General features: G+C 39.4%; 21 protein-coding genes. 10 read left to right on the top strand and 11 right to left on the bottom strand.

Annotated elements, in window-relative coordinates; genetic code table 11:
• Window positions 1–118: 118 nt before the first annotated feature.
• A complete protein-coding gene (gene uvrA, locus H4J61_RS05700) occupies window positions 119–2,992 on the bottom strand; it encodes an excinuclease ABC subunit UvrA (protein WP_182184306.1) in 2,874 nt (957 codons plus the stop codon).
• A gap of 372 nt (window positions 2,993–3,364) precedes the next feature.
• Here uvrA and H4J61_RS05695 point away from each other — a divergent pair, with 372 nt between their 5' ends.
• On the top strand, window positions 3,365–4,729 hold the full coding sequence (locus tag H4J61_RS05695; RefSeq protein WP_182135937.1) for an MFS transporter: 1,365 nt from the start codon (window positions 3,365–3,367) through the stop codon (window positions 4,727–4,729).
• Window positions 4,730–4,785: 56 nt separating this feature from the next.
• Here H4J61_RS05695 and H4J61_RS05690 read toward each other — a convergent pair whose 3' ends face one another.
• Window positions 4,786–5,214 carry a hypothetical protein gene (locus tag H4J61_RS05690; RefSeq protein ID WP_310650036.1) on the bottom strand — a complete coding sequence of 143 codons (429 nt, stop codon included), beginning with the start codon at window positions 5,212–5,214 and terminating at the stop codon, window positions 4,786–4,788.
• Between the two features lie 486 nt (window positions 5,215–5,700).
• On the opposite strand from H4J61_RS05690, the gene H4J61_RS05685 reads away from it, so the two are divergent.
• Together H4J61_RS05685 and pssA are read left to right on the top strand one after the other, a co-directional pair.
• Window positions 5,701–7,731 carry an NADPH-dependent 2,4-dienoyl-CoA reductase gene (locus tag H4J61_RS05685; protein WP_182184305.1) on the top strand — a complete coding sequence of 677 codons (2,031 nt, stop codon included), beginning with the start codon at window positions 5,701–5,703 and terminating at the stop codon, window positions 7,729–7,731.
• Between the two features lie 322 nt (window positions 7,732–8,053).
• On the top strand, window positions 8,054–9,385 hold the full coding sequence (gene pssA / locus H4J61_RS05680) for a CDP-diacylglycerol--serine O-phosphatidyltransferase (RefSeq protein ID WP_182135935.1): 1,332 nt from the start codon (window positions 8,054–8,056) through the stop codon (window positions 9,383–9,385).
• Between the two features lie 264 nt (window positions 9,386–9,649).
• On the opposite strand, the gene H4J61_RS05675 is transcribed toward pssA, so the two are convergent.
• On the bottom strand, window positions 9,650–10,348 hold the full coding sequence (locus H4J61_RS05675; protein ID WP_182135934.1) for a 2OG-Fe(II) oxygenase: 699 nt from the start codon (window positions 10,346–10,348) through the stop codon (window positions 9,650–9,652).
• A 244-nt stretch (window positions 10,349–10,592) separates the two neighbouring features.
• Here H4J61_RS05675 and H4J61_RS05670 point away from each other — a divergent pair, with 244 nt between their 5' ends.
• Window positions 10,593–10,985: a thioesterase family protein gene (locus H4J61_RS05670; RefSeq protein ID WP_182135933.1), complete on the top strand. Its 393-nt coding sequence runs from the start codon at window positions 10,593–10,595 to the stop codon at window positions 10,983–10,985.
• A gap of 387 nt (window positions 10,986–11,372) precedes the next feature.
• Window positions 11,373–12,050 (top strand): single-stranded DNA-binding protein, encoded by a 678-nt coding sequence (ssb, locus tag H4J61_RS05665; RefSeq protein ID WP_310649790.1) that lies wholly within the window; start codon window positions 11,373–11,375, stop codon window positions 12,048–12,050.
• 222 nt (window positions 12,051–12,272) lie between these two features.
• Here ssb and H4J61_RS05660 read toward each other — a convergent pair whose 3' ends face one another.
• The 5 genes from H4J61_RS05660 to H4J61_RS05640 all read right to left on the bottom strand — a co-directional run bounded on the left by H4J61_RS05660 (window position 12,273) and on the right by H4J61_RS05640 (window position 17,231).
• The gene (locus H4J61_RS05660; RefSeq protein ID WP_182184304.1) at window positions 12,273–12,710 is read right to left on the bottom strand and encodes a universal stress protein; all 438 of its coding nucleotides are present in this window, start codon (window positions 12,708–12,710) and stop codon (window positions 12,273–12,275) included.
• A gap of 458 nt (window positions 12,711–13,168) precedes the next feature.
• On the bottom strand, window positions 13,169–14,110 hold the full coding sequence (locus tag H4J61_RS05655; RefSeq protein WP_310650035.1) for a TIGR01777 family oxidoreductase: 942 nt from the start codon (window positions 14,108–14,110) through the stop codon (window positions 13,169–13,171).
• Between the two features lie 210 nt (window positions 14,111–14,320).
• Entirely contained in the window at window positions 14,321–14,512 is a 192-nt protein-coding gene (locus tag H4J61_RS05650) for a hypothetical protein (protein ID WP_182135929.1), read from the bottom strand.
• 180 nt (window positions 14,513–14,692) lie between these two features.
• Window positions 14,693–15,832 carry an anhydro-N-acetylmuramic acid kinase gene (locus H4J61_RS05645; RefSeq protein ID WP_182184303.1) on the bottom strand — a complete coding sequence of 380 codons (1,140 nt, stop codon included), beginning with the start codon at window positions 15,830–15,832 and terminating at the stop codon, window positions 14,693–14,695.
• Between the two features lies 1 nt (window position 15,833).
• Entirely contained in the window at window positions 15,834–17,231 is a 1,398-nt protein-coding gene (locus tag H4J61_RS05640) for an OapA family protein (RefSeq protein WP_220460906.1), read from the bottom strand.
• Window positions 17,232–17,424: 193 nt separating this feature from the next.
• Here H4J61_RS05640 and tyrS point away from each other — a divergent pair, with 193 nt between their 5' ends.
• The 5 genes from tyrS to H4J61_RS05615 all read left to right on the top strand — a co-directional run bounded on the left by tyrS (window position 17,425) and on the right by H4J61_RS05615 (window position 21,113).
• Complete coding sequence (gene tyrS, locus H4J61_RS05635) at window positions 17,425–18,624, top strand: tyrosine--tRNA ligase (protein ID WP_182184302.1); 1,200 nt, start codon at window positions 17,425–17,427, stop codon at window positions 18,622–18,624.
• 320 nt (window positions 18,625–18,944) lie between these two features.
• Window positions 18,945–19,538: a DUF4136 domain-containing protein gene (locus H4J61_RS05630; RefSeq protein ID WP_182184301.1), complete on the top strand. Its 594-nt coding sequence runs from the start codon at window positions 18,945–18,947 to the stop codon at window positions 19,536–19,538.
• On the top strand, window positions 19,535–19,987 hold the full coding sequence (locus H4J61_RS05625; RefSeq protein WP_182184300.1) for a hypothetical protein: 453 nt from the start codon (window positions 19,535–19,537) through the stop codon (window positions 19,985–19,987). Before H4J61_RS05630 ends, H4J61_RS05625 begins: the two co-directional genes overlap by 4 nt.
• A gap of 194 nt (window positions 19,988–20,181) precedes the next feature.
• Window positions 20,182–20,505: a ribonuclease E inhibitor RraB gene (locus tag H4J61_RS05620; RefSeq protein WP_182135924.1), complete on the top strand. Its 324-nt coding sequence runs from the start codon at window positions 20,182–20,184 to the stop codon at window positions 20,503–20,505.
• 326 nt (window positions 20,506–20,831) lie between these two features.
• Window positions 20,832–21,113 carry a hypothetical protein gene (locus H4J61_RS05615; RefSeq protein ID WP_182135923.1) on the top strand — a complete coding sequence of 94 codons (282 nt, stop codon included), beginning with the start codon at window positions 20,832–20,834 and terminating at the stop codon, window positions 21,111–21,113.
• Window positions 21,114–21,864: 751 nt separating this feature from the next.
• On the opposite strand, the gene H4J61_RS05610 is transcribed toward H4J61_RS05615, so the two are convergent.
• The 3 genes from H4J61_RS05610 to H4J61_RS05600 all read right to left on the bottom strand — a co-directional run bounded on the left by H4J61_RS05610 (window position 21,865) and on the right by H4J61_RS05600 (window position 25,941).
• Window positions 21,865–22,065 (bottom strand): hypothetical protein, encoded by a 201-nt coding sequence (locus tag H4J61_RS05610; RefSeq protein WP_182135922.1) that lies wholly within the window; start codon window positions 22,063–22,065, stop codon window positions 21,865–21,867.
• Window positions 22,066–22,871: 806 nt separating this feature from the next.
• Window positions 22,872–24,872 carry a CHASE domain-containing protein gene (locus H4J61_RS05605; RefSeq protein WP_182184299.1) on the bottom strand — a complete coding sequence of 667 codons (2,001 nt, stop codon included), beginning with the start codon at window positions 24,870–24,872 and terminating at the stop codon, window positions 22,872–22,874.
• Between the two features lie 397 nt (window positions 24,873–25,269).
• Window positions 25,270–25,941 carry a tRNA (adenine(22)-N(1))-methyltransferase TrmK gene (locus H4J61_RS05600; RefSeq protein ID WP_182184298.1) on the bottom strand — a complete coding sequence of 224 codons (672 nt, stop codon included), beginning with the start codon at window positions 25,939–25,941 and terminating at the stop codon, window positions 25,270–25,272.
• Window positions 25,942–25,968 lie beyond the last annotated feature (27 nt).

Here is a 25,968-nt window from a genome sequence, read left to right as displayed (position 1 = left end):
CAGCATACTCATTTATCTTAAACATAACGGCGTTGAGATACTAGGCACAAAAAAGGCTTGTGATAAAAAACAAGCCTTTAAGAAAAACATCACTATGGATTGATGTTGATGTGATGTTTTATTTAGCGCGTGCTTTTTTAGCTGCTTTCTCTTTAGCTGCTCTTTCTTTAGCAAGTAAAGGTTTTAAGAATCTCGCAGTATGAGAGCCTTTATGTTCAGCCACTTGCTCTGGCGTGCCTGTGACTAATATTTCGCCACCACCTGAACCTCCTTCTGGGCCTAAATCTATCACCCAATCTGCAGTTTTTATGACATCTAAATTATGCTCAATCACTACAATGGTATTGCCATGGTCACGTAAACGATGAATGACCTGCAATAACTGTTTAATATCGTGAAAATGCAAGCCAGTGGTGGGCTCATCTAAAATGTAAAGCGTTTTACCGGTATCGCGTTTTGATAACTCTTTCGACAATTTTACCCGTTGTGCTTCACCGCCCGAAAGTGTGGTGGCTGACTGACCCAGTTTTATATAAGTGAGGCCAACATCCATCAAGGTTTGTAACTTACGTTTTATGGCGGGAATGGGTGAGAAAAACTCACAAGCATCTTCAACGGTCATATCAAGCACTTCATGAATGCTTTTGCCTTTGTATTTTACTTCTAAGGTTTCACGGTTATAACGTTTACATTTACACAGGTCACAGGGCACATAAACATCGGGTAAAAAATGCATTTCAACTTTAATTAAGCCGTCACCCTGACAAGCTTCACAGCGTCCACCTTTAACATTAAAGCTAAAGCGACCGGCTTTATAACCCCGTGATCGCGACTCTTGCGTGGCGGCAAAAATATCACGAATAGCGGTAAACATACCGGTGTAAGTGGCGGCATTAGAACGTGGGGTTCTGCCAATGGGGCTTTGGTCAATATCGATGACTTTATCGAGTAAATGTAAACCCATAATTTCTTTATGGGGTGCGGGTTCTTGTGTGGTTGCACCATTTAATTCAATATGAGCAAGTTTGTACAAGGTATCGTTAATCAGCGTTGATTTTCCTGAGCCTGAAACGCCAGTAACGCAAGTCATTAAGCCATTAGGAATAACTAAATCAACATTTTTTAAGTTATTACCTGTGGCGCCTTTAAGTTCAACAACATTATTTTTGTCAAAAGGCACTCTAACCTTAGGTGTTTCAATGCGCTCCTTACCTGATAAGTATCTACCAGTAAGTGAGTCTTCACATGCTAGAATATCATCCACATTGCCTTCAGCAATAATATGACCGCCATGAACACCAGCGCCAGGACCAATATCAATAACGTAGTCAGCGGCGCGAATCGCATCTTCATCATGCTCTACCACGATAACGGTATTGCCTAAATCACGTAAATGGATCAGGGTTTCTAATAAACGTTCATTATCACGTTGATGCAAACCAATCGATGGCTCATCTAAAACGTACATCACCCCGACTAAACCGGCACCTATTTGGCTCGCTAAACGAATGCGTTGCGCCTCACCACCAGATAAAGTGCCTGCGGCGCGTGACAAGTTAAGGTAATTTAAACCGACATTGACCAAAAAGCCTAAGCGGTCACAGACTTCTTTCAGAATTTTTTCAGCAATTTGTCCTTTTTGCCCCGTTAACTCCAGATTCTGGAAAAACGCCAAGGCATCGGCAATGGCATATTCAGCCACCTCAGTTAATGGGGTATTACCCACAAAAACATTACGCGCTTCTAAGCGTAGTCGACTACCGTTACAGTCTGGGCAACTTTGGCTATTAAGATATTTAGCTAACTCTTCACGTACCGCGTTAGATTCTGTTTCGCGGTAGCGGCGATCCATATTATTTAAAATACCTTCAAACGGATGTTTGCGAATCACAATGTCACCACGGTCATTCATGTATTTAAATTCAATTTTTTGTTTGCCGCTGCCGGTTAAAATCACTTGTTGAGTTTTTTCATCCAACTCATTAAACGCTAAGTCTAAAGGAAATTGATAATGATCAGCTAATGCTTGCAACATTTGATAATAATAGAAATTACGCTTATCCCAACCACGAATAGCGCCACCGGCTAAGCTTAACGCGGGATTGGCAATAACACGACTTTGGTCAAAAAATTGCTGATTACCTAAGCCATCACAGGTTTGACATGCGCCTGCGGGGTTGTTGAAAGAGAACAAACGTGGTTCTAATTCTTGCATGCTATAGCCACATTTTGCGCAGGCAAAATTAGCTGAAAACACTAACTCCTCTCTTTTGGGGTCATCCATAAAGCCAATTTTCACCGTACCTGAGGTCAGTGTAAGCGCGGTTTCAAAAGATTCAGCAAGGCGTAATTGAATATCTTCACGCACTTTAAGACGGTCAACGACCACCTCAATAGTATGTTTTTTCTGTAGCTCTAAGGCCGGTGGATCGGATAAATCACAAATTTCGCCATCTATTCGAGCACGAATATAGCCTTGTGCGGCCAGATTATCGAGTAACTTAACATGCTCACCTTTACGGTCTTGTAGCACAGGTGCTAAGACCATTACCTTAGTGCCTTCTTCAAGCGCTAATACCCGATCAACCATTTGTGAAATGGTTTGTGCCGCTAGCGGTTGGTGATGTGTTGGGCAACGGGGTTCACCAACACGAGCATAAAGCAGGCGTAAATAATCATATATTTCGGTGATAGTGCCGACCGTTGAACGCGGATTGTGCGAAGTCGACTTTTGCTCAATTGAAATGGCCGGAGATAAACCTTCAATGTGATCGACATCAGGCTTTTCCATTAAGGATAAAAATTGGCGCGCATAAGCAGAAAGTGATTCTACATAACGTCTTTGTCCTTCAGCGTACAAGGTATCAAAGGCTAAGGAAGACTTGCCTGAGCCTGAAAGACCGGTGATAACAATTAATTTGTCGCGAGGAATATCTACATTAATATTTTTCAAGTTATGAGTGCGAGCACCCCTGACTTCAATTTTTTTCATAATGATATGGTGACCAGTTTAACGCCCGAGGCTTGTTGTACGAAATACCTGTATGCAAAGATCAGACTGATTGTAAATTACCTTAGGTTCTAGCAAGATTTAAATAATTATTAACAACAAAATACGACCCGAGTAAGGCTGTTTTTACAGTAAATTATCCTAAACCTTGTTTTACCTGAACATAAAGTTAGAATCGCATATTATTGCACAGTTTTTTAATCCAAATTCAGCTAAAATCTCTGTTTTTGTTCATTCAAAACCCGTGTTAAGATGTGTGCGTTTATATATACCCGTTGCACTTCAAGATGCAGATTCGAGCAAGTCGAGAAAGGGTATAGCTATAGCCCCTATAAATTAAGAGTTAACACCTTCATGAGTGCATCTGGTTTAAATAGTATTGAGAAGAAGGCCGCCATATCGTTAGCATCGGTATTCGGCTTACGAATGCTTGGCTTGTTTATGATCTTGCCTGTGTTTGCCATTTATGGTGAAGAACTTATTGGCTATAGCCCTATTTGGCTTGGCTTAGCGATTGGTGCCTATGGATTAACGCAGGCATTGTTACAAATTCCTATGGGGATTTTATCGGATAAATTTGGTCGAAAACCCGTTATTTTAGTAGGATTGTTGATATTTCTTCTCGGTAGTATTGTCGCGGCGATGTCAGAAACTATTTATGGTGTGGTACTAGGTCGTGCATTGCAAGGTATGGGGGCGATAGCCAGTGCGATATTGGCCTTAGCGGCAGACTTAAGTCGTGAAGAACAACGGCCAAAAGTCATGGCGACCATAGGTATGTTTATTGGACTTTCATTTACTATTGCTATGATTATTGGCCCAATAGTCGCGCAAGCGTTTGGTTTGAGTGGCTTGTTCTGGTTTATTGCGATATTAACCCTATTTGCCATGCTAACGATTCAATTTATTGTCCCTAATTCAATTAATACCGCCCCTAAAGGTGACAATGTTGCACTGCCCTCAAAACTTGGCCGCTTGATTCGTGACGGGCAATTGTCACGTTTAAATTGGGGGGTATTCATTTTACATATGGCCTTAACCGCTTGTTTTGTGACCCTACCCAAGCAATTTGTTGAGAATGGTTTGGCGCTTGAACAACATTGGCAGCTTTATTTACCGACCTTAATTGGCTCGTTTTTTCTGATGGTGCCCTTTATGATCATCGGATTGAAAAAACAAAAAGAGACGCAAATGTTTAGCGCCGCAGTGGCCTTGCTAGCGATAGCCTTATTATTACTCTGGTATCTGCCCACTAGTTTGACGACATTAATTGTCTTGGTCATGATGTTTTTTACCGCCTTTAATTACTTAGAAGCGACCATGCCATCAATATTGTCGCGCATTGCACCTGCCGGCGTAAAAGGCAGTGTGATGGGCATTTACTCTAGTAGCCAGTTTTTAGGCGCTTTTGCTGGTGGTATTCTTGGCGGCTTTATTGCTGGCGAATTTGGTGAGCAAACGATATTTTTAGTCACAGGTTTATTTGCGCTGGTTTGGTTGCTATTAAGTTTGGGCATGAAGCCGTTGAAAAAATCTAAGGCTTATAGCTTTGCAACCAATATTATTAGTGATGAAAAAGCGCGTGACATAGCACAACAACTCAGTGAAATGCCGGGCGTAATTGAAATTACTATCATGCATGACGAGGCGGTGGCTTATTTGAAAGTGGATGATAAAACCGCTGATCTTGCTGGTATCAAAGCACTGCTCAATCCATAGTGAGTGTGTACTTTTATCATTAATCTCCAAGGTTATTAAGCCAAACTCAAAGGCTTTTAATTTACCATGGTGATGAAGTCAGCGATATTTTTTCCGGCTATTTGTATACTGATTTCATCATCAAGCACTTTTCCCATCATGGCAGCGCCTATAGGCGACTGTGGCGTAATAACCACGATATTAATGGTATTACTCTGCACAGCTAACTTGCAGCGATAACCACCAGCCGCGGGCGCAAGAAAAAACCACTGTTGTTTATCAATATCTTTTTCCAACTGCACCACTGAGCCAATGTTTATTTCTGGTTTTTTCTGTAATGCGGTCAGAGGAATACTTTGTAAGCGTTTAATGGCATAGCGAATCTCGTCCACACGTCTTGACTGGCCTTCGGCTAGGTAACTTTGCTCTATTGCCAAGGTGTCATATTGTGTTTCTGCGACTGACTGATCGTCGGTCGCCGCCTTATGGGCATTATTTGCTGCCACTAATGCCAAGACTAATTCCTGTTGCAGTTGCTCAGTGATTTGACCAATGATGCTATTTTTGTCGATGTTAATAATACCCCTCCTTATGAGCTACAGCCCAGCATAGCAATGTTTACGGCACAGCATACTCAGTTTATATCGAAAGTAAACGGGCACTTTTTACGACCGTGAATTCAGCCAGTAACAATCCCTATCTGACAGGTGTCAAAATAAAGCTTGAGTTTTGCCTTAGTAGCAGATATTTTAGACACTGGCTGGTTCGAGTAAAAAACATGAACTAGCTTTAAATATAATACCCATCGAAATAAGTCAGTGACAATAGCTAACGTGTGTGATTAAAAGCAGATGTTTATTGTTGCAGACTAAACATAAGTACCTGCATCCATGTAGACAAAGCAGGTATGGATTATTCAGGCCACCTCAGAATGATCGATACTTTATTTCAATGGCTATAAATTAACATGACAACCACAAAAGTGACTTACTATGAATAATAATGCTGCCTTTCCACACTTATTAGCGCCATTAGATTTAGGCTTTACCTCCTTAGCTAACCGAACATTAATGGGCTCAATGCATACTGGCCTTGAAGAAGAAAAGGGCGGTTTTGATAAACTCGCAGCATTTTATCAAGCACGCGCAAAAGGCGGTGTTGGCTTGATTGTTACCGGTGGTATTAGTCCTAACACTCGAGGTCGCTTAACACCTTTTGGTTGTGAGTTAAGTAGATTTTGGCACGTGGGTAAACACAAAAAAATTACCACAGCTGTGCATCAATACCCAACAAAAATTTGTTTGCAGTTATTACATGCCGGCAGATATTCATATCACCCGTTTAGTGTTTCAGCCAGTAAAGTAAAGTCGCCGATTAACCCCTTCACCCCAAAAGCTATGTCAGTACGCCAAATCAAAGGCACGATTAAAGACTTCGCTTATTCGGCAAAACTCGCAAAAAGAGCGGGCTATGACGGTGTTGAAATTATGGGTTCTGAAGGCTACCTGATTAATCAATTTAGCTGTGTAAAAGTCAATAAACGCACCGATGAATGGGGTGGCAGCATTGAAAACAGAATGCGTTTAGCGATTGAAACTATTCGTGCGGTGCGAGCAAGCGCTGGCGATGATTTCATTATTATATTTCGTTTATCTATGCTCGACTTAGTTGATGGCGGCAATAGTTGGCAAGATGTTGTTACTATGGCTAAAGCGGTTGAGGCAGCAGGCGCGACTTTAATTAATACGGGTATTGGTTGGCACGAAGCACGTGTTCCTACTATTACAACCTCAGTGCCACGCGCCGCATTTACTTGGATCACCGAGCGAATGAAAAAAGAGATCAAGGTGCCTTTAATTACCACAAATCGTATTAATACCCCTGAAGTGGCAGAAAAAATATTGTCGACAGGCCAAGCTGATATGGTGTCAATGGCACGACCATTTTTAGCCGACGAAAATTTTGTTGCTAAAGCCGCGGCCAATAAAAGTGATGAAATTAATACCTGCATTGGTTGTAACCAAGCGTGTTTAGACCACGTGTTTAATCAGCAACGTGCGTCATGTCTGGTCAACCCAACAGCCTGTTATGAAACTGAATTGACCTTTGAAAAAACTACCGCCAAGAAAAAAATTGCCGTGGTTGGCTCAGGGCCTGCAGGTTTAGCATTTAGTGTTTATGCCGCTCAACGTGGTCACAGTGTAGAGATATTTGATCGGGGCAGTGAAATTGGTGGCCAGTTTAACTACGCCAAGCAAATACCAGGTAAAGAAGAGTTTTTTGAAACCTTACGTTATTTTAACAAGCAAATTGAGCTGTTAGGCATTGGCTTAAATCTAAATCAAGAACAAAGCGCAGAACAGTTAATTGCGGCCGGCTTTGACGAAATAGTGCTAGCAACAGGCATTGTACCCAGAGCGCTTGACATTAAAGGCATTGAACATGAGAAAGTTAAATCTTATATTCAAGTATTACGCGATAAAGAACCGATAGGTAAGCGTGTTGCCATTATTGGCGCCGGGGGTATTGGGTTTGATGTCGCTGAATTTTTAGTCGAAGAAGAATCGTTGACGACAAACCCTGACAAATGGTTAAAAAGCTGGGGTATCGATAAAGAGTATCAAGAAAATGGTGGCTTATCCGGCAAACCTGTTCAAGAAACCCCTGCTCGTGAAGTTTATTTACTTCAACGTAAAACCAGTAAAGTGGGCGGCGGTTTAGGTAAAACTTCCGGTTGGATCCATCGCTCTACTTTGAAAAAAAATGGCGTGAAAATGTTAGCGGGCGTTACTTATCAAGAGATCAATGATGAAGGTTTAGTTATTTCTGTTGATGGTGAACAGCAAACGCTAACAGTAGACCATATCATTATTTGTGCAGGGCAAGAATCTGAACGTGGTCTTTACCAAGAGTTGCAAGCACAAGGCGTGACGGCACATTTAATTGGTGGTGCTAAGATTGCGGCTGAACTTGATGCAAAACAGGCCATTAGACAAGCAGCAGAATTGGCCGCTAAAATCTAATCAAACGGTTTTTAAAACGGCTGATGACTCTGCTACACAGGCTATCGCTCAGTTTATAAAATAAAATATAGCCTGGCTCTATGTTCACAACCCACTTCTTGTTAGTGTGGTTGTGAACATTAAACCTGCTCGATATTGCTGTAAATATCGACAATTTATCACCATCAAGTCAACGTGTTGCACATACAGGCATTAATATGTTTCAACTCGTAGAGGATCTTGCGGTACAATCAGGCTAGTTTACTTTGAAAATAATACTTAGATTGAATGAATCATAATAAAACACTTAATTTAGCTACTACTCAAGCGGGCAACCGCTAATATGGTTATCGTTAATTCTAACGTTGGGATCGCTAATACCGATATAGATATTGCCCATTGCGCTGCTGATTTTAAGCAAATGCTCTTGGCTGAAATTGTTCAAGCAAAGTCACGTATTTATATTTCTGCGCTTTATATTCAAGACGATGCAGCAGGCAGAGAAGTGCTGGCCGCTTTATATCAAGCAAAACAGCAGACCCCCACATTAGATATTTGTTTGTTTGTTGATTTTCATCGCGCACAACGTGGTTTGATCGGTGAAAAAGAGTCTGGTGGTAATCGTGATCTCTATTTAGCACTTGAACAGCAACATCAAGTATCGATTAATATTTACGGTGTACCGGTTAAACGTAAGGAATTACTTGGCGTTTTACATTTAAAAGGCATGGTGATCGATAACGTGCTGCTTTACACCGGAGCGAGTATTAATGATGTGTACTTACAACAAGCGGGGCGTTATCGTCTCGACCGCTATTATCGCTTAGACAGCCAAGCGCTAGCGGATAATTTTTGCCAGTACCTGCAAGATTACTTTATTGACTCAAGTTTGGCACCACGATTAAACCACGGCGAGTTGCCAGACAGCAAAATAGTAAAACGCAATATTCTTCGTTTAACTCGATTATTAAAGTCATCAACATATCGTCCATTTAGTGCCGATCAACGCGACTATAAAGCTGATGATATTCAAACGTCTATGTTTGTTGGTTGCGGTCGCAGAGGCAATCAACTTAATCGTGTTATTAGAGACTTAGTACGCAGCAGTCGCGATACTTTAGTTATTTTCACCCCTTATTTTAATTTACCTAAACCTTTATTAAGAGATTTAGATGCCGCACTAAAGCGTGGTGTTAAAATCAGCTTTATTGTGGGTGATAAAAAAGCCAATGATTTTTATAATGCCGATGAAGCCACCTTCTCCACGGTTGAGGTTGTGCCTTATATTTATGAACGTTTATTAGCGACTTTCTTGTCACGACGTCAAAAATATTTGGATAATGGCACGTTATCGCTAAGGTTATGGCAGCATGACAATAACAGTTTTCATTTGAAGGGCTTAGTGGTTGATGAACGCTATCACTTGTTAACCGGCAGTAACCTAAACCCAAGAGCCTGGGCGTTAGATTTAGAAAATGCTATTTTGCTTGATGATGAAAAAGGTCAATTATTAGATAAATTTACTGCAGAATTTCAACGTATTAGCCAACACACAAAAAAAATAGATAAACCAAGCGACATCGAGAGTGTACAAAGTTATCCAGATAAACCGCGTAAGCTGCTGAAAAAATTACGTATGACACAAATAGATCGCTTACTCAAACGCTTTCTTTAGTGGTGAATGTTGAGTTTTGTTAACAATTTCACTCAGTAACTAAAAAGCATAATGACCACATTATGCTTTTTTATTATGTGAAGCTAAGTGGCATTGATAATGTTGACTTTAGCGCAAGTGACTAATAAAGGCTGAAATTGAGCAAGCTGATATCATTTATCGTTAAGGGCGTAGAGCTTTAATTGCTGACTTACACTAAGTCCCGCAATGACTTTTTTCTGACAAAGCCGTTAAGATACAAGCCTAATGGCGGGTATTTTTTTGCTAACTTGGGGTATAAATCTGTTTGGCTGGATTAAAACTCACCCAAGAGGTTAAGACGTATTTATTCGATGAAATAGGAATGTTGCCTCGATGAGTATGAGTAAAACCGCATGGCGCAATAACCATACTACCGGCTTTAGGCTTAATGCTTTTATTTTGGTAATAAAAGTCAGTTTCACCACCTTCTTCAACATCATTTAAATAGATTAAAAACAGTAATACCCGATGCAGCGCTTTGTTCTCACCGGGTTGTGGAAATATTTCTGAGTGCCAATAGCCATAATTACCCTTACCTTGTTCATAACGTTGGGCGTTAACCGGGGCTAAGTGAAACAAATACTTTATCAAGTTAAATAAGTTAGGTTTGCCCACTTCTTCAAAGTTATCAACAGTCAATACTACGGCCTGCTTGGTTTTAGGATGCTGTACTGTTAGCGATATACCGCCAATTAAACTAAAAAAATATTTGCCAATATAATCGGTAATTTGTTCGCTACAGGCCTGTAAAATTGTTTGCAATGCCGGTTGAAACTCTGCATGTTGGCCGAGATAAATATCGTGGCTGAGCTTTTTAGTGGTATCAACGCCGTTACCCGTTCTGCCGGGCACTTGGTGTGGGCTATTGTCAAAATCGAGGATGAATTTTTTACAAAACTCGGGACTGAGTGCGTTAGGGTATACTTCAATAAAGTCTGTCATGGCTATTTTCTTATTACTCATCTGGCTTTAGCATACAACAAACTAGCGCTAATTTAATTACCTTGCTGAAAAATCTCTGTAGTATGTGTCGCAATGTTCATTTACTAAGCCTTGTTTTTTCAATTGGTATTAGGCTTAATGAAATGACAATCACCCAATACCGAGCTATCGATCTACTCAAGTGTTGATAGCAGCAATTAAAATAGTTAATTATTTATATAATAAAGCGATGTAGAGAGTCATTATGATTAAAGAATGTATAAGACCAAGATTTTGTGAAACGGATGGGCTAGGTCACATTAATAATACCGTGGTTGCACAATGGTTTGAGGGGGCACGCGATCCAGTTTTTAAATGGTTCTCACCTGATTTAAACCTAACAGATTGGAAATTAATTTTAGCTAAAACGACGGTTGAATTTCATGCTGAGCTGCAATATGGCACTGATGTCGAATTAAAAACCTATATTAGCCGCATTGGCAATAGCTCGTTTGACGTCTATCAAGAAGCTTGGCAGCAAGATAAAAAATGTGCATCAGGTACTGCTGTAATGGTGCATTTTGACCATAAAACTAAAAAATCCCAAAAGATATTAGCACCAACAATTAGTATTATGAATGAGCATTTCATTGAATAATTAGCGTTATCAATTACTTTTATATCGGTCTTTATTTTAATTAACCTCAGTTAGATTTTCATAAAAACACCCTGAGTTAAGAGCAAGCAAAGTAAAATTGCACTCAGTGAGTGCGGTTACATGAATTTTTACGATGAAAATCAAAGTGCTTTAAAAACTTTATCTGAGACCAGTTTACTAGCGAAAAACCGTTATATTCTGGTGGGTCGTTATTAGGGTATTAGCAATAAAGTATTTCACAAAAATAGTGCAAACCTAGCGTAATTTTTTACTCGTAGTGTTAGAATCTAGGTATTGTTATTAAAAATAAATATTCTGAGCGAGTTGACGTTTGGAAAGTACTAAATTAGTAAAGTAATACTTTACTGCAAATATAGGATTTTGTTCATGGCTGGTGTCAATAAAGTAATAATTTTAGGTAACTTAGGGAAAGACCCTGAAGTGCGTCATATGCCTAATGGTGGAGGGGTTGCTAACCTTACTATTGCAACTTCTGAAACTTGGAAAGACAAGCAAACGGGTGAACAAAAAGAAAAAACTGAATGGCACCGTGTGGTGATGTTTGGCAAACTAGCTGAAATTGCCGGTGAATATTTAAAGAAAGGTTCTAAAGTTTATATTGAAGGCGCTTTGCAAACACGTAAGTGGCAAAACCAACAAGGCCAAGACCAATACACGACTGAAATTGTTGTTCAAGGCTTTAACGGTACGCTGCAAATGTTAGATTCTCGTGGCGGTAGCGGAGCCAGTGCAGGCGGTTTTAACCAGCAAGCTCCTCAACAATCAGGTGGTTTTCAACAGCAACAACCACAACAACAAAGTGGTGGTTTTAACCAGCAAGCTGCACCTCAGCAAGCCTATAATAAACCTGCACAGCAAAGTGGTGGCTTTCAACAGCAACCAGCTCAGCAATCATCTTCACAACAGTCCGGTGGCTTCCAACAACAGTCTGCGCCGCAACATTCTGGTGGTTTTCAGCAGCAACAAGGTGGCTCTCAACAGAATGCACCTAAAGTGAATCCACAAGAACCAACTATTGATTTTGATGATGACATCCCGTTTTAGATCATATAGTTAATTAATAACTAGCTTCTGAGAAAACAGTTGTTATAGGGTAAATAATATAAAAAAGGTGAGCATCTGCTCACCTTTTTCCGTTTTAAAACCAAAGTGTTATATAAAAATTACTGTTTAACACCCATTTGACTAATTAAGTGTGCTGCTTTTTTATTTTAAGCATTAAAAATGAGCAGATAATTAATCAACTTGGTATAACTCACTCATTGACTATGGCACTAGCACAATGGGTATGCCGACATGATGAGCTAATTTATTAGCCACACTGCCAAGTAATATGTCAACAATCTGAGATCGTCCTTGGCGGCCGACAAAGAGCATATTCGCGTGTAATGCTTTAATTTGCTCTTTTATCACGGTGGCAGGATCACCCCAAATAAGATCTGTGGTGATCTCTACGTTTACATTGTGGTATTTTTCAACTAATGGCGCTAACACTTTAGCTCTGGTATCGTTTTCTTCAGCTGTTTGATCTACTATGATTGGCGAGGTACCTTCAAGTAGTACAGGTTGTAAATATGACCAATCTTTTACCATTAATAACATTACCTTAGCACCAGTTTTACTGGCTAAATCAATGGCTCGCTCAACGGCTCGTAAACTCCACTGACTGCCATCGACGGCAACAAGGTATAAAGGTTTTTTCATTTTATTCTCCTGAAAGTAATCCCCGCTTATGCCACCACTTTTGATATTTCTGTTTTATACCAAAGGCTATGGGTTAAGCCCGGTTCGATTAAGTTATTGGTTATCACGATAGTAAAAATGTGCTGTTCGTTCAAGTTGAACTCGCAAGCTTTTTGATACAAATCAATATATTGATCAATTAAATAATCTGTTTGGTTGTTAGTGAGTGTCGTTTAAAATCAGGTTAGAAAAGTAGCAAGCATCAGCATAAATAACGCCATACTCAATAGTGACTAAGTACTTGTAGCTATGGTATTACCGTCAACACATTCGCGAGTAAAAATCTCACAAGCGAAAGTGTTTTTAGGGGAAATATTACCAGCGACAATTTTTTCAGGAAAAATTTCACTGGCGACAATATCAAGGCACTTACTGTGTGGAAAAATTTTCTTTTGAGCTACAACCCAGTTTAGGTCGCTTTATGGCTTAACTAAGAGTTGTTTTAGTGCTACCTCTAATGAAGGGTATTGAAACTTAAAGTTATTATTGAGTAGCTTGCTCGGTAAAACGTTTTGGCCATATAGGACTAAATCTGCTGACTCGCCCATTAATGCACGTAATACAAAAGCTGGAACTCTGAACAGACACGGGCGTTTGAGTACGGCACTTAAGGTTTCTGAAAATTCTTGATTACTGACTGGCATAGGCGCTGTAGCATTGATAATACCCGTGAGTGAAGTTTGGTAGACTGCCGCTAACAAAACAGCAACCATGTCATCAATATGTATCCATGACATAAATTGCTCACCGCTAGCAATAGGTCCACCAAGGCCAAATTTGAATGGCAGTAACATTTTTTGCAACGCACCACCGTTTTCAGCCAAGACAATACCGGTTCTTATAATGCAAACGCGGGTTTTATCTGACGCGGCAGTTTGGGCTATTGCTTCCCACTTTTGGCAAACCTTGTGACTAAACTCATCGTGTATCTCTTGGTAGCTCTCATCTATCGCTAATGCGCCTTGGCGGCCATAAAAGCCGATAGCACTGCCGGAAATTAAACTATGTGGCGGATTAGTCGCTGCTTGTATTTTTTCAACTAGCTTTTGGGTTATTTTCCAGCGACTTTGGCAAATAGTATTTTTTTGTGCATTTGACCATCTTTTGTCAACAATGGCTTCACCGGCTAAATTAATAACCACATCAAGTTCATTAAAGTCAATTTCGTCAAGTGTACTAATAAATTCAATATTATCAGGCATTATGTTGGCTGTTTTTTCAGGATTACGGGTTAAAACAATAATGCGTTCGGCATTCAGGTGCTGGATCAGTGCTCGACCTATTAGGCCGCTACCTCCGGTAATAAGAATATTCATCATTGTTCCTTGAGTTAACGCTTGTCTAAATAAGTTATTTTCCATTTAGACATATTAGTTTTATATAATAATTTTATATAATAGTTATACCGCAAAATTTAGTTTATGGATCACTGTATAAGGATATAAGGTAGCAATAAACTATAGCAGCACAGTGTGTTAGCAATGTAACACAGGTAATAAAAAAAGCTCCACAGGAGCTAATTTTTCATTAGGTTTTTCATCAGGTTTTTCATCAGGCAAGTAAAGAAAAATTTAGTAGTAGAGGTCTTCTTTGTTGTGCGCTTGAGGATCTTCAATAATCTCTTCAAAGCCAACGGCAAAACTGTCGTTGTGATCGGTATTTGCCATATAAATAGTACGGGTTGAACCATCAATCCAAGTCACCGTGCCACTACCTTTTTTACTACCGCATTTCATACCAATATGTATGTCTGTAAATTCCACTGTCTTTTCTCCTCGTTTGTTGTCGAACATCGAATCGAACTGTGCATTCGATTAAGCAAACGCTACAATTTAATTAGAACATACATCGCTAAAATAGTTCAAATATTCCGCGATTAACGTGCTTTTTTTCGACAGTATGGAGTTATTATAAAGGGAAAAATATGCATATCTAGTTAATTTTTAAGGCTTAACACTGATACCTAAAACAGCCGGCTTGTTAGCCCCTGTTACCGCGGGAATGTTACCAAAAATATTTTTATCAAATGCTAAGGCTAGCCAAGCAAATGCCATGGCCTCTAATGAATCACTATTGATATTTTTGGTTTGAGTATTTACGACTGAATGGTTATTAAGCTTTTGATTTAATAATGAAACTAAGTAATTATTTTCAATGCCGCCACCACAAATGTATACGTCAGACTTGGTACTTAGTTGGTTGATTTCTTGTGCGATTGTTTCGGCGGTTAAGGCGGTTAATGTTGCTTGAATATCGGCAGGTTTTAATTGGCTTTGGTCGGTAAATTTTGCTAACCATTGGGCGTTAAAATACTCTCGTCCAGTACTTTTAGGGGCAGCTTGTGAGAAGTAGGGTTCACTTAACATCGCTTGCAGTAATTTATCGCAGACTTGACCTGAATTGGCCCACTGGCCTTTAGCGTCATAGCGCCCTGACTGGTGCAGTTCAAACCAATAATCCATTAAGGCATTACCTGGACCGGTATCAAAACCCGTGGTTTTATGGGGGGCATTTTTTGGTAGAAAGGTAATATTAGCAATACCACCAATATTGACCACAAAAACGTCTTTTTCAGTTGAGCCAAAAATAGCTTGGTGAAAAGCAGGTACTAATGGCGCTCCCTGGCCACCTAGAGCAATATCTTTGGTTCTAAAATCACCAACCACACGAATGCCGGTCAATAACGCTAAGGTTTGTAAACAGCCTATTTGCAGGGTAAAAGGCGTTGTTATCTGTGAGTTTTTCACCGGGCGGTGTCGAATGGTTTGCCCATGACAACCGATAGCGGTGATATCTGCTAAAGAGAGTTTTTCTTGCTGTAAAAATTTTATAATGGCTTGAGAAAATTGCTGAGCTAACTCGATATTCAGGCTACCAGCGCGATCAATTTCATTAGCGCTAGCGTTATATAAACTCATTATTTTTTGTTGAGTGTTGTTATCGTAAGCCTGATAATAGCTTGCAACTAAACTTGCGCCATTGGCTTGTTGTGGTTGATCACCATCAAATTCGACTAGCGCGAGATCAATGCCATCGGCGCTAGTGCCTGACATTAGGCCAATATATCGCATTTTGTTGCTCATATTATTCCGCGCTTGACTGCATACTGAGCATTATACGTCGTGAACCCATCAGCTCTGCTAGTCGCTGTTTTGCTATCACGTCAAATGCTTGTCGATATTTACTGCTAATAGGTTCAGCGTCTGGCAGTTTCACCGTTCTAGGATTGCGATGTACACCATTCAGTAAAAATTCATAATGTAAATGTGGCCCTGCTGCTAAGCCGGTAGAGCCGACATAACCAATGACCTGTCCTTGTTTGACGCGTTCGCCTTTTTTAACGGCCCGTTTTGAAAAGTGAATATATTTGGTTTCAATGCCGTTGCCATGCTGTAGAAATACGTGGTGGCCATTATACTTGTCGTAACCCGCTTGTACGACTTTACCATCACCTGCGGCAACAACGGGTGTGCCTGTTTTAGCCGCATAGTCAGTTCCACGGTGAGCTTTCCAACGTTTTTGTACTGGATGGAAACGTTTGAGTTTAAAATTAGAGCTAATATATTTAAAGCTGACCGGCGCCCGCAAAAAGGCTTGGCGCATACTTCTGCCTTCTGCAGAGTAATACTCGCCGTTAGTGTAGCGAATGGCTTGAAAAGTCTCACCTTGATTAATAAATTCTGCTGCGACTATGTTGCCAGTGCCAATAAACTCACCTTCAACATATTGGTTTTCATAAACCACATTAAAGCTATCGCCTGCACGAATATCCAAAGCAAAATCAATATCCCAGCCGAAAACATTTGCTAAGTTGATAATCTGCCCATCATTTAGACCCGCAGAGGCAGCAGCAAGCCAAAAATTTGCTTTAATTACGCCATGGGCAATAGCTTCACGGATCTCAACACTTTTGCTCTCTTTATAAGCGTGATATTGCTGATTTTGTAAATTAACGAATAAGGTCTCATTTTTTGATAACGGATACTCAAGTGAGACTAAGTTACCTTCACCGTCTTTACCTATGCGCATGATGTCGTCAACACTGAGTTTTTTCAGCAATTTACTACCTTCACCTTCGGCGGTGATCACTTTGTAAGTAGTGGTAGCATCTAAGCTATTGCGTTTAAATATTTTTGCTAGCGAGTCGCCATTTTTTACCTTAACCGATTGCCACTGCAATTGTGCCGCGTCTTCTTCAATATTACTCGGCAGATCCCTGATAGGCTCTTGTGTAATTTGTAACGCGTCGATGGGTTGAACGGGTAATTGAATACTAACGGGCGGATCAACATAACCTGTCTGCTCGGGTATAGCGACTTGATAGCGCTGGCCCACTTTAAATTCGACATCGTTACTCAACGTTGCTTGATCACTGCTCTTTAACGGCATGATTAATAAAAATAACACTACAACAGCACATGCAGTAATAATTATTTGATGCTGTTTTGGCAGGGCAAAATATAAATTTTTTATATTTTTCAAAAAGATAAGGCCTATAAATTGAGTTTTAATGCGACAACTGTTTTTTATTATAACAAAATAATATCGTGCTAAACAATGATAGGGTTTTCACCACAGTTAAAATTACAGTAGAATTCGACAATTAATTAATTTATTTGTTATATACCCGCACCTTGAAGTGGAAAGTGTATATACACCCCTGTGGAGCCTAGTCATGTCAGATGTAAGCCAAGCGTTTGCAGAAATAAAACGCGGTGCAGAAGAAATTCTGCTAGAAGATGAATTGTTGGCCAAGTTAAAACTAGGAAAACCGTTAAAAATTAAGGCTGGTTTTGATCCAACAGCACCAGATTTGCATTTGGGTCATACCGTATTGATAAATAAGTTACGGCAGTTTCAACAGTTAGGTCATGAGGTTATTTTCTTAATTGGTGACTTTACTGGCATGATTGGTGATCCCACTGGTAAAAATGTTACGCGCAAGGCCTTAACGAAAGAAGATGTTTTAGCAAACGCTGAAACGTATAAAGAACAAGTATTTAAAATTCTAGACCCAGCGAAAACCACGGTTGCCTTTAACTCAACGTGGATGGAAAAACTTGGCGCCGCAGGTATGTTAAAGCTAGCTTCACGCCAAACTGTTGCGCGTATGATGGAACGCGACGATTTTAAAAAACGTTATAATGGCGGCCAAGCCATTGCGATTCATGAGTTTATGTATCCGTTAGTGCAAGGTTGGGACTCAGTGGCTTTAGAGGCTGATGTTGAATTAGGTGGTACCGACCAGAAATTTAATTTATTAATGGGCCGTGAACTGCAAAAGGCAGAAGGGCAACGTCCACAAACTGTGCTTATGATGCCATTACTTGAAGGCTTAGACGGCGTGCAAAAAATGTCTAAGTCGTTAAATAATTATATTGGTATTACTGACGCACCGAATGATATGTTTGGTAAAATCATGTCGATTTCTGATGATTTAATGTGGCGCTACTATGAGCTACTTAGCTTTAAACCGATTGATGTGATTAATGGTTATAAAGAAAATATTGCCGCAGGCTCTAATCCTCGTGATGTGAAAATTGACTTAGCTAAAGAGCTAATTGAGCGTTTTCATGATAAGGCAGCAGCTGAAGCGGCTCATCAAGAATTTATTAATCGCTTTCAAAAAGGTGCTGTACCTGACGACATATCAGACATAGACGTGATGGCCCAAAATGGTGAAATTGCCATTACTAACTTGTTAAAAGAAGCCGGTTTAGTCGCCAGTACTTCTGAAGCTATGCGGATGATAAAGCAAGGTGCGGCGAAAATTGAAGGCGAGAAAGTTGTCGACAATAAGCTGATGATCAGTGTTGGCTCAACGGCCATATACCAAGTCGGTAAACGTAAATTTGCTAAGGTTACGGTTAAGTAAACCCTATCAAATTAACCTGTTGTTAAGAAGCCAGTAGTTGTTACTGGTTTTTTTATCGACAGTAAGTACCGTCAGTTTTATTTCCAGAAAAAATAAGTACCGACATCTATGTAGGCAATGTTAAGTTCACATGGTTGTTTCTAGCCATCTCGATCATTGCTCTTGCATTGCCCTGACGACTTTATTCTTTTTAAGAACAAGACTTTGCGAGATTAACACCTTGATATATGTCGATGTTAAAGGTGAGCGATATCATAGGAAAAGTTGTAATTTACAACTAGCTTGGTAATCTAGGGGATTATTTATTGTTTGAAGCTAACATGACAAATATTAGATTACTTAGCTGCTTGGCGTTAATAATCAACCTTGTTGCTTGTTCATCTATGAACAGTGCTACCACGTCATTTCGTGATGGCTTTGATTTTTCGGCCGTTGAAAGCTATAGCACTTATGGTCGTAACTCCGCCTTTGGTGATTTACAAAACCTCAACGACACTATCCGAAACACCATTGAACTGGCTATTGAGCAAGGCTTTAACGAAAATGGCTTTCGTTATAAAACTTTTATCAAGGCCGATATACTTATTGCTTATCACGTGCTTGATAACAATTTTGCCGAACTTAAAAAATATGATCAGCAGGTGAAATATTGTGGTTATTGTTTAAGAGCAGGCAAAAACACGCGCCTAGAGTTAGAAAAAAAGCTAGACCCCGGTAGTTTGATTATCGATATTATCGACCCAGAAAATCAACGTTCAGTCTGGCGCAGTATCTATCCGTTAGGTTTTAAACCTCAAGATAATAGCCGCGAAATGCAGGAAAAAATTAGTAAAGCGGTTGATAGCATGTTGCGCGATTATCCTCGTGGCAAAAATATAAGCCAAATTGTTAACTTAAAGGAGCAGCTTACATGACGATTAAGTGGCTAGTTATTACATTATTTACCCTGACCTGTTCCATGGTCATTCTACTCGGCTTGGGCTATTTTCTGTCGGAAAATGAAAAAGCGACCATGCCACCTAAGTACCCATTGGCGCAACAGACTCAGCTACAGCAAAAAAAACCGCTTTTACGTCAAAGTATGACCGATGTTGCTAAACCAGAAACTGACGCTAACATTATGAATAACTTTGAAAACACATTGATCAACAACTTAACTTGCATCACGTTAGCACAGTGCCAAGTCGTTACCGTTAAATTCAAAAATATCGACTGTAAGTTAGCCAGTAATCTTATAGGAGCATCGCAACTTAAAAAAATAGCCACGCAGCGTATTACCATGAACACTTGCCCAACGGTAAATCCGCAAAGCCAACTCGCTTGTCAGCAAAATATTTGCACGCTAGTGAATACGCTCAATTAGTGTTAATGATCATCTCACCCGTCGCTTAAAAGGCTATTTAAGCGGCGTTAATTATTTTTGCTAGCGCAACGTTTATACAACCAGCGCTAAAAATAATTGTCTTGCCTAAATAGCTTTTAATTATCAGCCAAACGAGCATCTTGAATGGCTTTGGGTATATAATAAGGCATTGTTTTTAATAAATTGTATCTGATATGACCTTCCCCGACGATGAAACAGGCCAAGTATTAACTGAAATGCAAGCGGCTGGCATTAACTTAAATGAAATGCACCCAGTAGTATTTTTCCACTTATTTGAAAAAGAAATACAAGCGCAAGCTATGATCGAGCATTTAGCTGAAAAAGCGCCAGACATGGTGGTAACGCTAGAACCCGACGAGTTACCCAATGTGTGGGATTTAAACTGCACAGTAACCATGACACCAAGTTATGATGCTATTGTCGCGCAAGAAGCTGAGTTTGAGCTGCTAGCAACAAAATTTGAAGGCTTCAACGATGGCTGGGGTATTGAGGCTTAATAACTTGATTTGACTTGAGTTAACCTAAGTTGAGTTAATATAGCTTGAGTTAACTTACTTGAGTGAATATAGCTTAGCTCGAGTTAACTTAGTCTGAGTTGAAAATAACGGTTCGCCCAAAGATTTCGTTGATATATCATTGTTGCTAAAAATGTGTCTATTAACGTTTTCTAAATAACTGATACTATGAGATATTAACATTAGCTAAATAAGAAATATTGTGCTGAGTTTACTAAAATTTATCCATAATAGAGTGCTTTAAGCACAAAGAAATATAGTGCCATAGGCACAAGGATACAGCGCTATTTGCGCAGGGAGTTTCAACAATGTTCAATAAATTAATACCATTATCGCTGCTCGTTTTCTTAACAGCATGCGGCACAACTCAACCACCCCCGTACCAAAAAGATAGAAACCCTGAAGACAGAGATCAATACAGCGGCGCTGAAGGGCTAACCCAGCAACAAAAAGATCAAACTTATCTAATGAATAAAGCACTATCTGAGCAATGCACTACAGCTAAAATAGATTTGGCGATCGCAGTAACCGACAACAACGCTAGTGAAATTAAGCAACAAAATGCACTCATTAGCCGTACCTGTATATAAGTAAATTAATAGGCCTGATAAGTGTGTGCTGTGTTAACTGGGTGGCGTAAAATCAACCAAGCTATTGCTGTTATTACAAAATGTTGTAGTGTTTTTTTAAGTTTGGAAGAGGGAGTTTTCATTATTTTTTTAAAACGAAAGCTGCAGTTTAGCTGTAAGTTAGCAATGGTCATCGCTGCAAAGGTTGGGTGTAAATATATAGAATAAATAAGAGGGCTCTTTTTTAGAATAAAAGGGACATCTCCTCTTATTCAGTTGTTAGTCATTTAATTAATGTTGGAAATGTCATGGATGAATGATCAGTAATTGAACTATGAACACAACAGAGAGAAAGTATTCTTGGAATATGGCGTAATTTGCTCATAGTAGCAGCTGATCAAATGTAATCCAGATAGTCTCTTTATTCAATCATTGGTTCCTAGACAAGATACGCAAGATCTCAATTTTGGTTTTCATATAGCGATTGATATTACTGTAGTTATTTCCATATTAGTTTTATCAGGGGTATTAAAAAGCGCTAACAAGAAAATTAGCTAGGTCGCTCAATAGTTAGCTGTTTTATACAGTTCCTAATTATTATCATCTAGCTTACTTATTAATCAGTTTTTTCTACCTAAGTCAAAAAAACAGGCTATTCACCTGTTTTAAAATTTCTCATTCAGTTATCCCATCGCAGATTATTATGCCAGTTCCTTTGCTCTGTATCTGCTGTAATCGCTATACTGCGTGACAGCTTTAACCTGTTAATCGCCTAGTGAACTTCAGTAGGTCCATGACGATTTAGAATATCCATTATTTCCTGTTTTGCACTCTCTGGCATCATTACCTTGATCTGTGAAATTTTTTCATCGATAAAAAAATTCTCCCTGGGGATATCTTTATTCACCAGTTCATCAGCGACATTTGTAAGGGCATCTTTATCTTTATATTTTGCTGTAATAGTTTTGTACATGACAGTTTTCTCCTGTTTGGCCAATATCTTCTATAAGCTAAAGTCGATCTTGTGAGACGTTAAAACTGTTTTGAGATACGTTTTATGCAAGACCCTACAAAAGGAACTGCCTTGATATAAACACCGACTCACACGACCTGAGTAAAAATATCATTCTCCTTTCTCACTTATACTTTAGAACAGAGCATTGAATACTGCCAGTTTGTCGAACATTTCCTGCCAAAATTTATGAGAGAAAATAACTAGCAGATAGATGCCCTAATTATTCCCCACAACTCCTGAAAACAGCGCCTGAAAAGCCGGCGCAACGAGTCGAAAGTACTAGATGTGTTTGACGCCTACTTCATCCATGTAGATGTTCAGATGAGTATCATCCATATTGCTGAACTGTGAGTCCATCTCGGTATAAACAGTGACTTAGATATCGGCCTTGTTGTTAATAACCAAGGTAAAGATCAACAGTAATAATAGAGTAAGCAGGTGAGGATATTGAGTTATTTACGACTAAAAAATAAACTTGAATATCACAAGTTTATTGAAAGTTATTAGCCGCTCTATTAGCATTATTGTACTGGTGACAGCAAATAATTTCTTGATGCTTATAGCCAGAAAACAACTCATCCGTTTAATAGATACGCTTAATAAATACTGTATTTCAGGCGGCGTTCGCCGCACCTTTTTATACAGTGAAGATGAACTCAGTGATAAAATCTTTGAACGCAGGCATACTGGGGTGTGTTCATTATTTTGTCGCGCAGCAAAGAAAAATTTGTTGTTTGGTTTTCAATTGTTTGATTTTTCAAGCTTTAAAAATCTCCAAAAATCATTACTTTATTCCGTCCTCTTTTCTTTGCCTCATACATTGCCTTATCGGCGCACTCCATCAACAGAGCTTGCTCTGTTGCATGCTGAGGATAAATTGCTACACCAATACTTGAGGAAATAGTCAGCAGCTCATCATTATCCATGACAAAATCATTTTCCAAAGTTATTCGTATTTTATTGGCTACGTCCTCGGCGTGCTGATAAATAGTAGGGAGAATCACTACAAACTCATCCCCACCTAAACGTCCAACGGTGTCGGTAGTGCGCAAACAAGCTTGAATACGGTTAGATACTTCGATTAATAACCAATCACCAACATGATGGCCATAGCTATCATTTATTTGTTTAAAGTCGTCTAAATCAATAAAAAGAATAGCCATGTTTTTTTCATTGCGATCAGTAAAAGCTATCGCTTGTTTTAATCTGTCATTGATCAAACGACGATTAGGAAGCTGGGTTAACTGATCATACGAGGCTTGCTTATTAAGACGTATTTGCAGATTTTTTTGCTCAGTAATGTCATAATTTACGCCAACAATTCGAATCGCTCTACCAGCATGGTCAAAAGAGGTTTTTGAGACCGCTTTAATATAATGCACTGAGTTATCTGGCCACAAAACACGAAATTCGAGGCTATATTCTCGCTCATTTCTAAGCGCCGCCTGTATTTCACCGTCAACATACGCTTGGTCGTCTATATGTATTCTGGAAAACCATGCCTGTTGTAAATTTTCAACGTTTGACTTGTCTATATCATATAATCTGTACATGACAGAGTCCCAATTCAAAATGTTATTTTTAACATCCCAATCATAAATCCCGACAATCCCAGCTGAAGCGCCTGCTTTTAATCGGTCGATCAATACTTTTGATTCCGCGCTTGCCTCGCGGGCTTTTGTACTGCTACGGGCAATATTTAGCAGTACAAACAGTAAAAGTACCGATAAAGTTGTGCCAGTAAAACCGATTAATGTAGCTAAGTTGTTTTTAAGAATACTTTCAAAAACGTAGGTGCTGCGAAAGTGTAGAGTCCAATTTCGGCCTGGAAACTCAATGGTTTTAACAACAGAAAAACGCGGTGTAAATGCTTTTATATCAGGATTAGAGACAGAGTCTGGCTTAATTTTGGGGCTGTAAAGGAGATCTTCTATCGCTTGTGAATCTCCGTCATATATTGAAAAATTTATTTGGTAATTTTTAGCACTTAAGAGAATGCCTTCAATCAGATCATCCATGCGAAATGGGCTGTATACATAGCCGATGAGTTCTTTTTGGCGCTGGGCTATGTTTTCAATGGCTGCTCCGTTTTGATATAAAGGGAGATACATGAGAAATCCATTCTGCAAATCATGGTCACTTTCCTGAACCAGCTTAACCTTAGCGGAAAGTGCGACATTACCATTATCACGAGCAATATCCATGGCGATATGACGAGACTTTTCTGAGTACATATCGTATCCAAAGGCGCGCTGATTTCTAGCTGTGAATGGCTCAAGATAGAGAATGCTACTGTATTGTTCACGCAGACCTGCTGGAAAAACATTAAATTCATTAAAGCCCTCTAGCCTCAGTGCATTGACAAATATGTCTTTTTCTTTTGGCTTCAACATAACAGCATAACCAATACCTTGAATGCCAGGCCAACGTTTATCAACTTCCAACTTGCTGACATAATCATGAAATTCTTGACGACTGACATGAGTACTGGCTTTAAATAATCCTATACCGCCGCGCAGGACTTGCTCATATCCTCGCATACGTTGTTCGATCGCTTGAAGGGTTTGGACGACCTCAAAGGTAAATAAATCTTGAGTATGACGTTGATGAGATTTGTTAGTGAGCGACCAAGCAATAAAGGTTACAGACAAACTTAATAAAAATATCAGCCAAGGGGAGTAAGTACCTCGAAAAAAGGCCAACAAATTTTTTCTATTTGGCGGCCTGTCGGCATTATTTTCTGTGTCGGTAAATTTACTTGCCATTAAAGTCTCCCACTAAAAAGTCCTCCACTAATTTTTTCAAAAATGTGTACGATTAACTCTGAACAATCAGTGCATTATAAATTGAAATTGACAGTATTAAAAGACCAAAGCACATATCTGAACTATTCGAGAGCTTTGATTTTGCGGGGTTTAACCTTAAATACCTGACTGTTGGAACAGGTCTTTGACCAAGAAAGGGTGGTTTTTAAAGTGTTAGGTATGAGTTTTATTCTGTATTTATAGACGCTATATCTATAGGGTCTAGCTTTAGGGTAAAAGTGAATGGCTTTTATATAAACAAGCTTATTTCAATGACCATGCCAGTGACGATGCACAGGAGAAATAACCATTCGATTTTCTACTGGGCCCAAGCTGTTAAAGCACTAAAATAGGGGTGTTAGGTTTTGCTATTATAAGCACTAATGATATGAGCAATATCTACTGTGCTTCCTTGTTGAACTCGCTTGTAATGCTTGAGTGTTTTATCTAAATACTGTTTAACGACACTTGCTTGTTCAGCGCTAACTGATTGCCAAATGTCATGACCTACAGGGCTAATTTCTTTATGAGTATCGCTTGTTGATGAAACCAATATCACTTCATAGTAGCGGCGATTATCTTTAACTAACACTTCATTTTTCAAACTGAACTTTAGCGCGATTAATTTTTCACGTAGTGCAAATTGTTGGTTGACCGGACAGAGCAAAAAATCAATCTTCATGTCGGGATGTTTTTGCTGAATAGCATCAATGAATTGGATCATTAAGTCACCGCCAATACCCGCAATGATGACTAAGTGTTTGCCTTGGTATTGTTGCAAGGGTAACTTGGCGACATCAAGACAATGTGTTTTCCACGCTGAAATCGAATATGGGAAAAACTCTTGTAGCTTACTTTCTATTGCTGTTATTAGCTCAGGCACTATATCAACAAAATGTATATTTTGGCCCGCTTGTCGAGACAATAAACTTGCCCCTAAAAAGCCGTGATCACAGCAGCAATCCCAAATGTGGGTATAATCCGCGGTTACCATTTGCTCAATATGCTGTAATCTTTTACTGAGTTTCAATTAAATAGCCTGTATTACGATTGTAAA

Origin of the sequence: Colwellia sp. MB3u-4, assembly GCF_014077065.1 — a bacterium.
Classification (GTDB): Bacteria; Pseudomonadota; Gammaproteobacteria; order Enterobacterales; family Alteromonadaceae; genus Cognaticolwellia.
This window is presented reverse-complemented; position numbering and strand designations above follow the sequence as displayed.

What these genes read in the sequence shown, in the direction of transcription:
- H4J61_RS05695 (WP_182135937.1), top strand. Translation starts at nt 3,365, where the DNA reads ATGAGTGCATCTGGTTTAAATAGTATTGAGAAGAAGGCCGCCATATCG.
- pssA (WP_182135935.1), top strand. Translation starts at nt 8,054, where the DNA reads ATGGTTATCGTTAATTCTAACGTTGGGATCGCTAATACCGATATAGAT.
- H4J61_RS05655 (WP_310650035.1), bottom strand. Translation starts at nt 14,110, where the DNA reads ATGGAAAATAACTTATTTAGACAAGCGTTAACTCAAGGAACAATGATG.
- H4J61_RS05645 (WP_182184303.1), bottom strand. Translation starts at nt 15,832, where the DNA reads ATGAGCAACAAAATGCGATATATTGGCCTAATGTCAGGCACTAGCGCC.
- H4J61_RS05630 (WP_182184301.1), top strand. Translation starts at nt 18,945, where the DNA reads ATGACAAATATTAGATTACTTAGCTGCTTGGCGTTAATAATCAACCTT.
- uvrA (WP_182184306.1), bottom strand. Translation starts at nt 2,992, where the DNA reads ATGAAAAAAATTGAAGTCAGGGGTGCTCGCACTCATAACTTGAAAAAT.
- H4J61_RS05675 (WP_182135934.1), bottom strand. Translation starts at nt 10,348, where the DNA reads ATGACAGACTTTATTGAAGTATACCCTAACGCACTCAGTCCCGAGTTT.
- H4J61_RS05615 (WP_182135923.1), top strand. Translation starts at nt 20,832, where the DNA reads ATGTTCAATAAATTAATACCATTATCGCTGCTCGTTTTCTTAACAGCA.
- tyrS (WP_182184302.1), top strand. Translation starts at nt 17,425, where the DNA reads ATGTCAGATGTAAGCCAAGCGTTTGCAGAAATAAAACGCGGTGCAGAA.
- H4J61_RS05620 (WP_182135924.1), top strand. Translation starts at nt 20,182, where the DNA reads ATGACCTTCCCCGACGATGAAACAGGCCAAGTATTAACTGAAATGCAA.
- H4J61_RS05605 (WP_182184299.1), bottom strand. Translation starts at nt 24,872, where the DNA reads ATGGCAAGTAAATTTACCGACACAGAAAATAATGCCGACAGGCCGCCA.
- H4J61_RS05610 (WP_182135922.1), bottom strand. Translation starts at nt 22,065, where the DNA reads ATGTACAAAACTATTACAGCAAAATATAAAGATAAAGATGCCCTTACA.
- H4J61_RS05660 (WP_182184304.1), bottom strand. Translation starts at nt 12,710, where the DNA reads ATGAAAAAACCTTTATACCTTGTTGCCGTCGATGGCAGTCAGTGGAGT.
- H4J61_RS05625 (WP_182184300.1), top strand. Translation starts at nt 19,535, where the DNA reads ATGACGATTAAGTGGCTAGTTATTACATTATTTACCCTGACCTGTTCC.
- H4J61_RS05685 (WP_182184305.1), top strand. Translation starts at nt 5,701, where the DNA reads ATGAATAATAATGCTGCCTTTCCACACTTATTAGCGCCATTAGATTTA.
- H4J61_RS05670 (WP_182135933.1), top strand. Translation starts at nt 10,593, where the DNA reads ATGATTAAAGAATGTATAAGACCAAGATTTTGTGAAACGGATGGGCTA.
- ssb (WP_310649790.1), top strand. Translation starts at nt 11,373, where the DNA reads ATGGCTGGTGTCAATAAAGTAATAATTTTAGGTAACTTAGGGAAAGAC.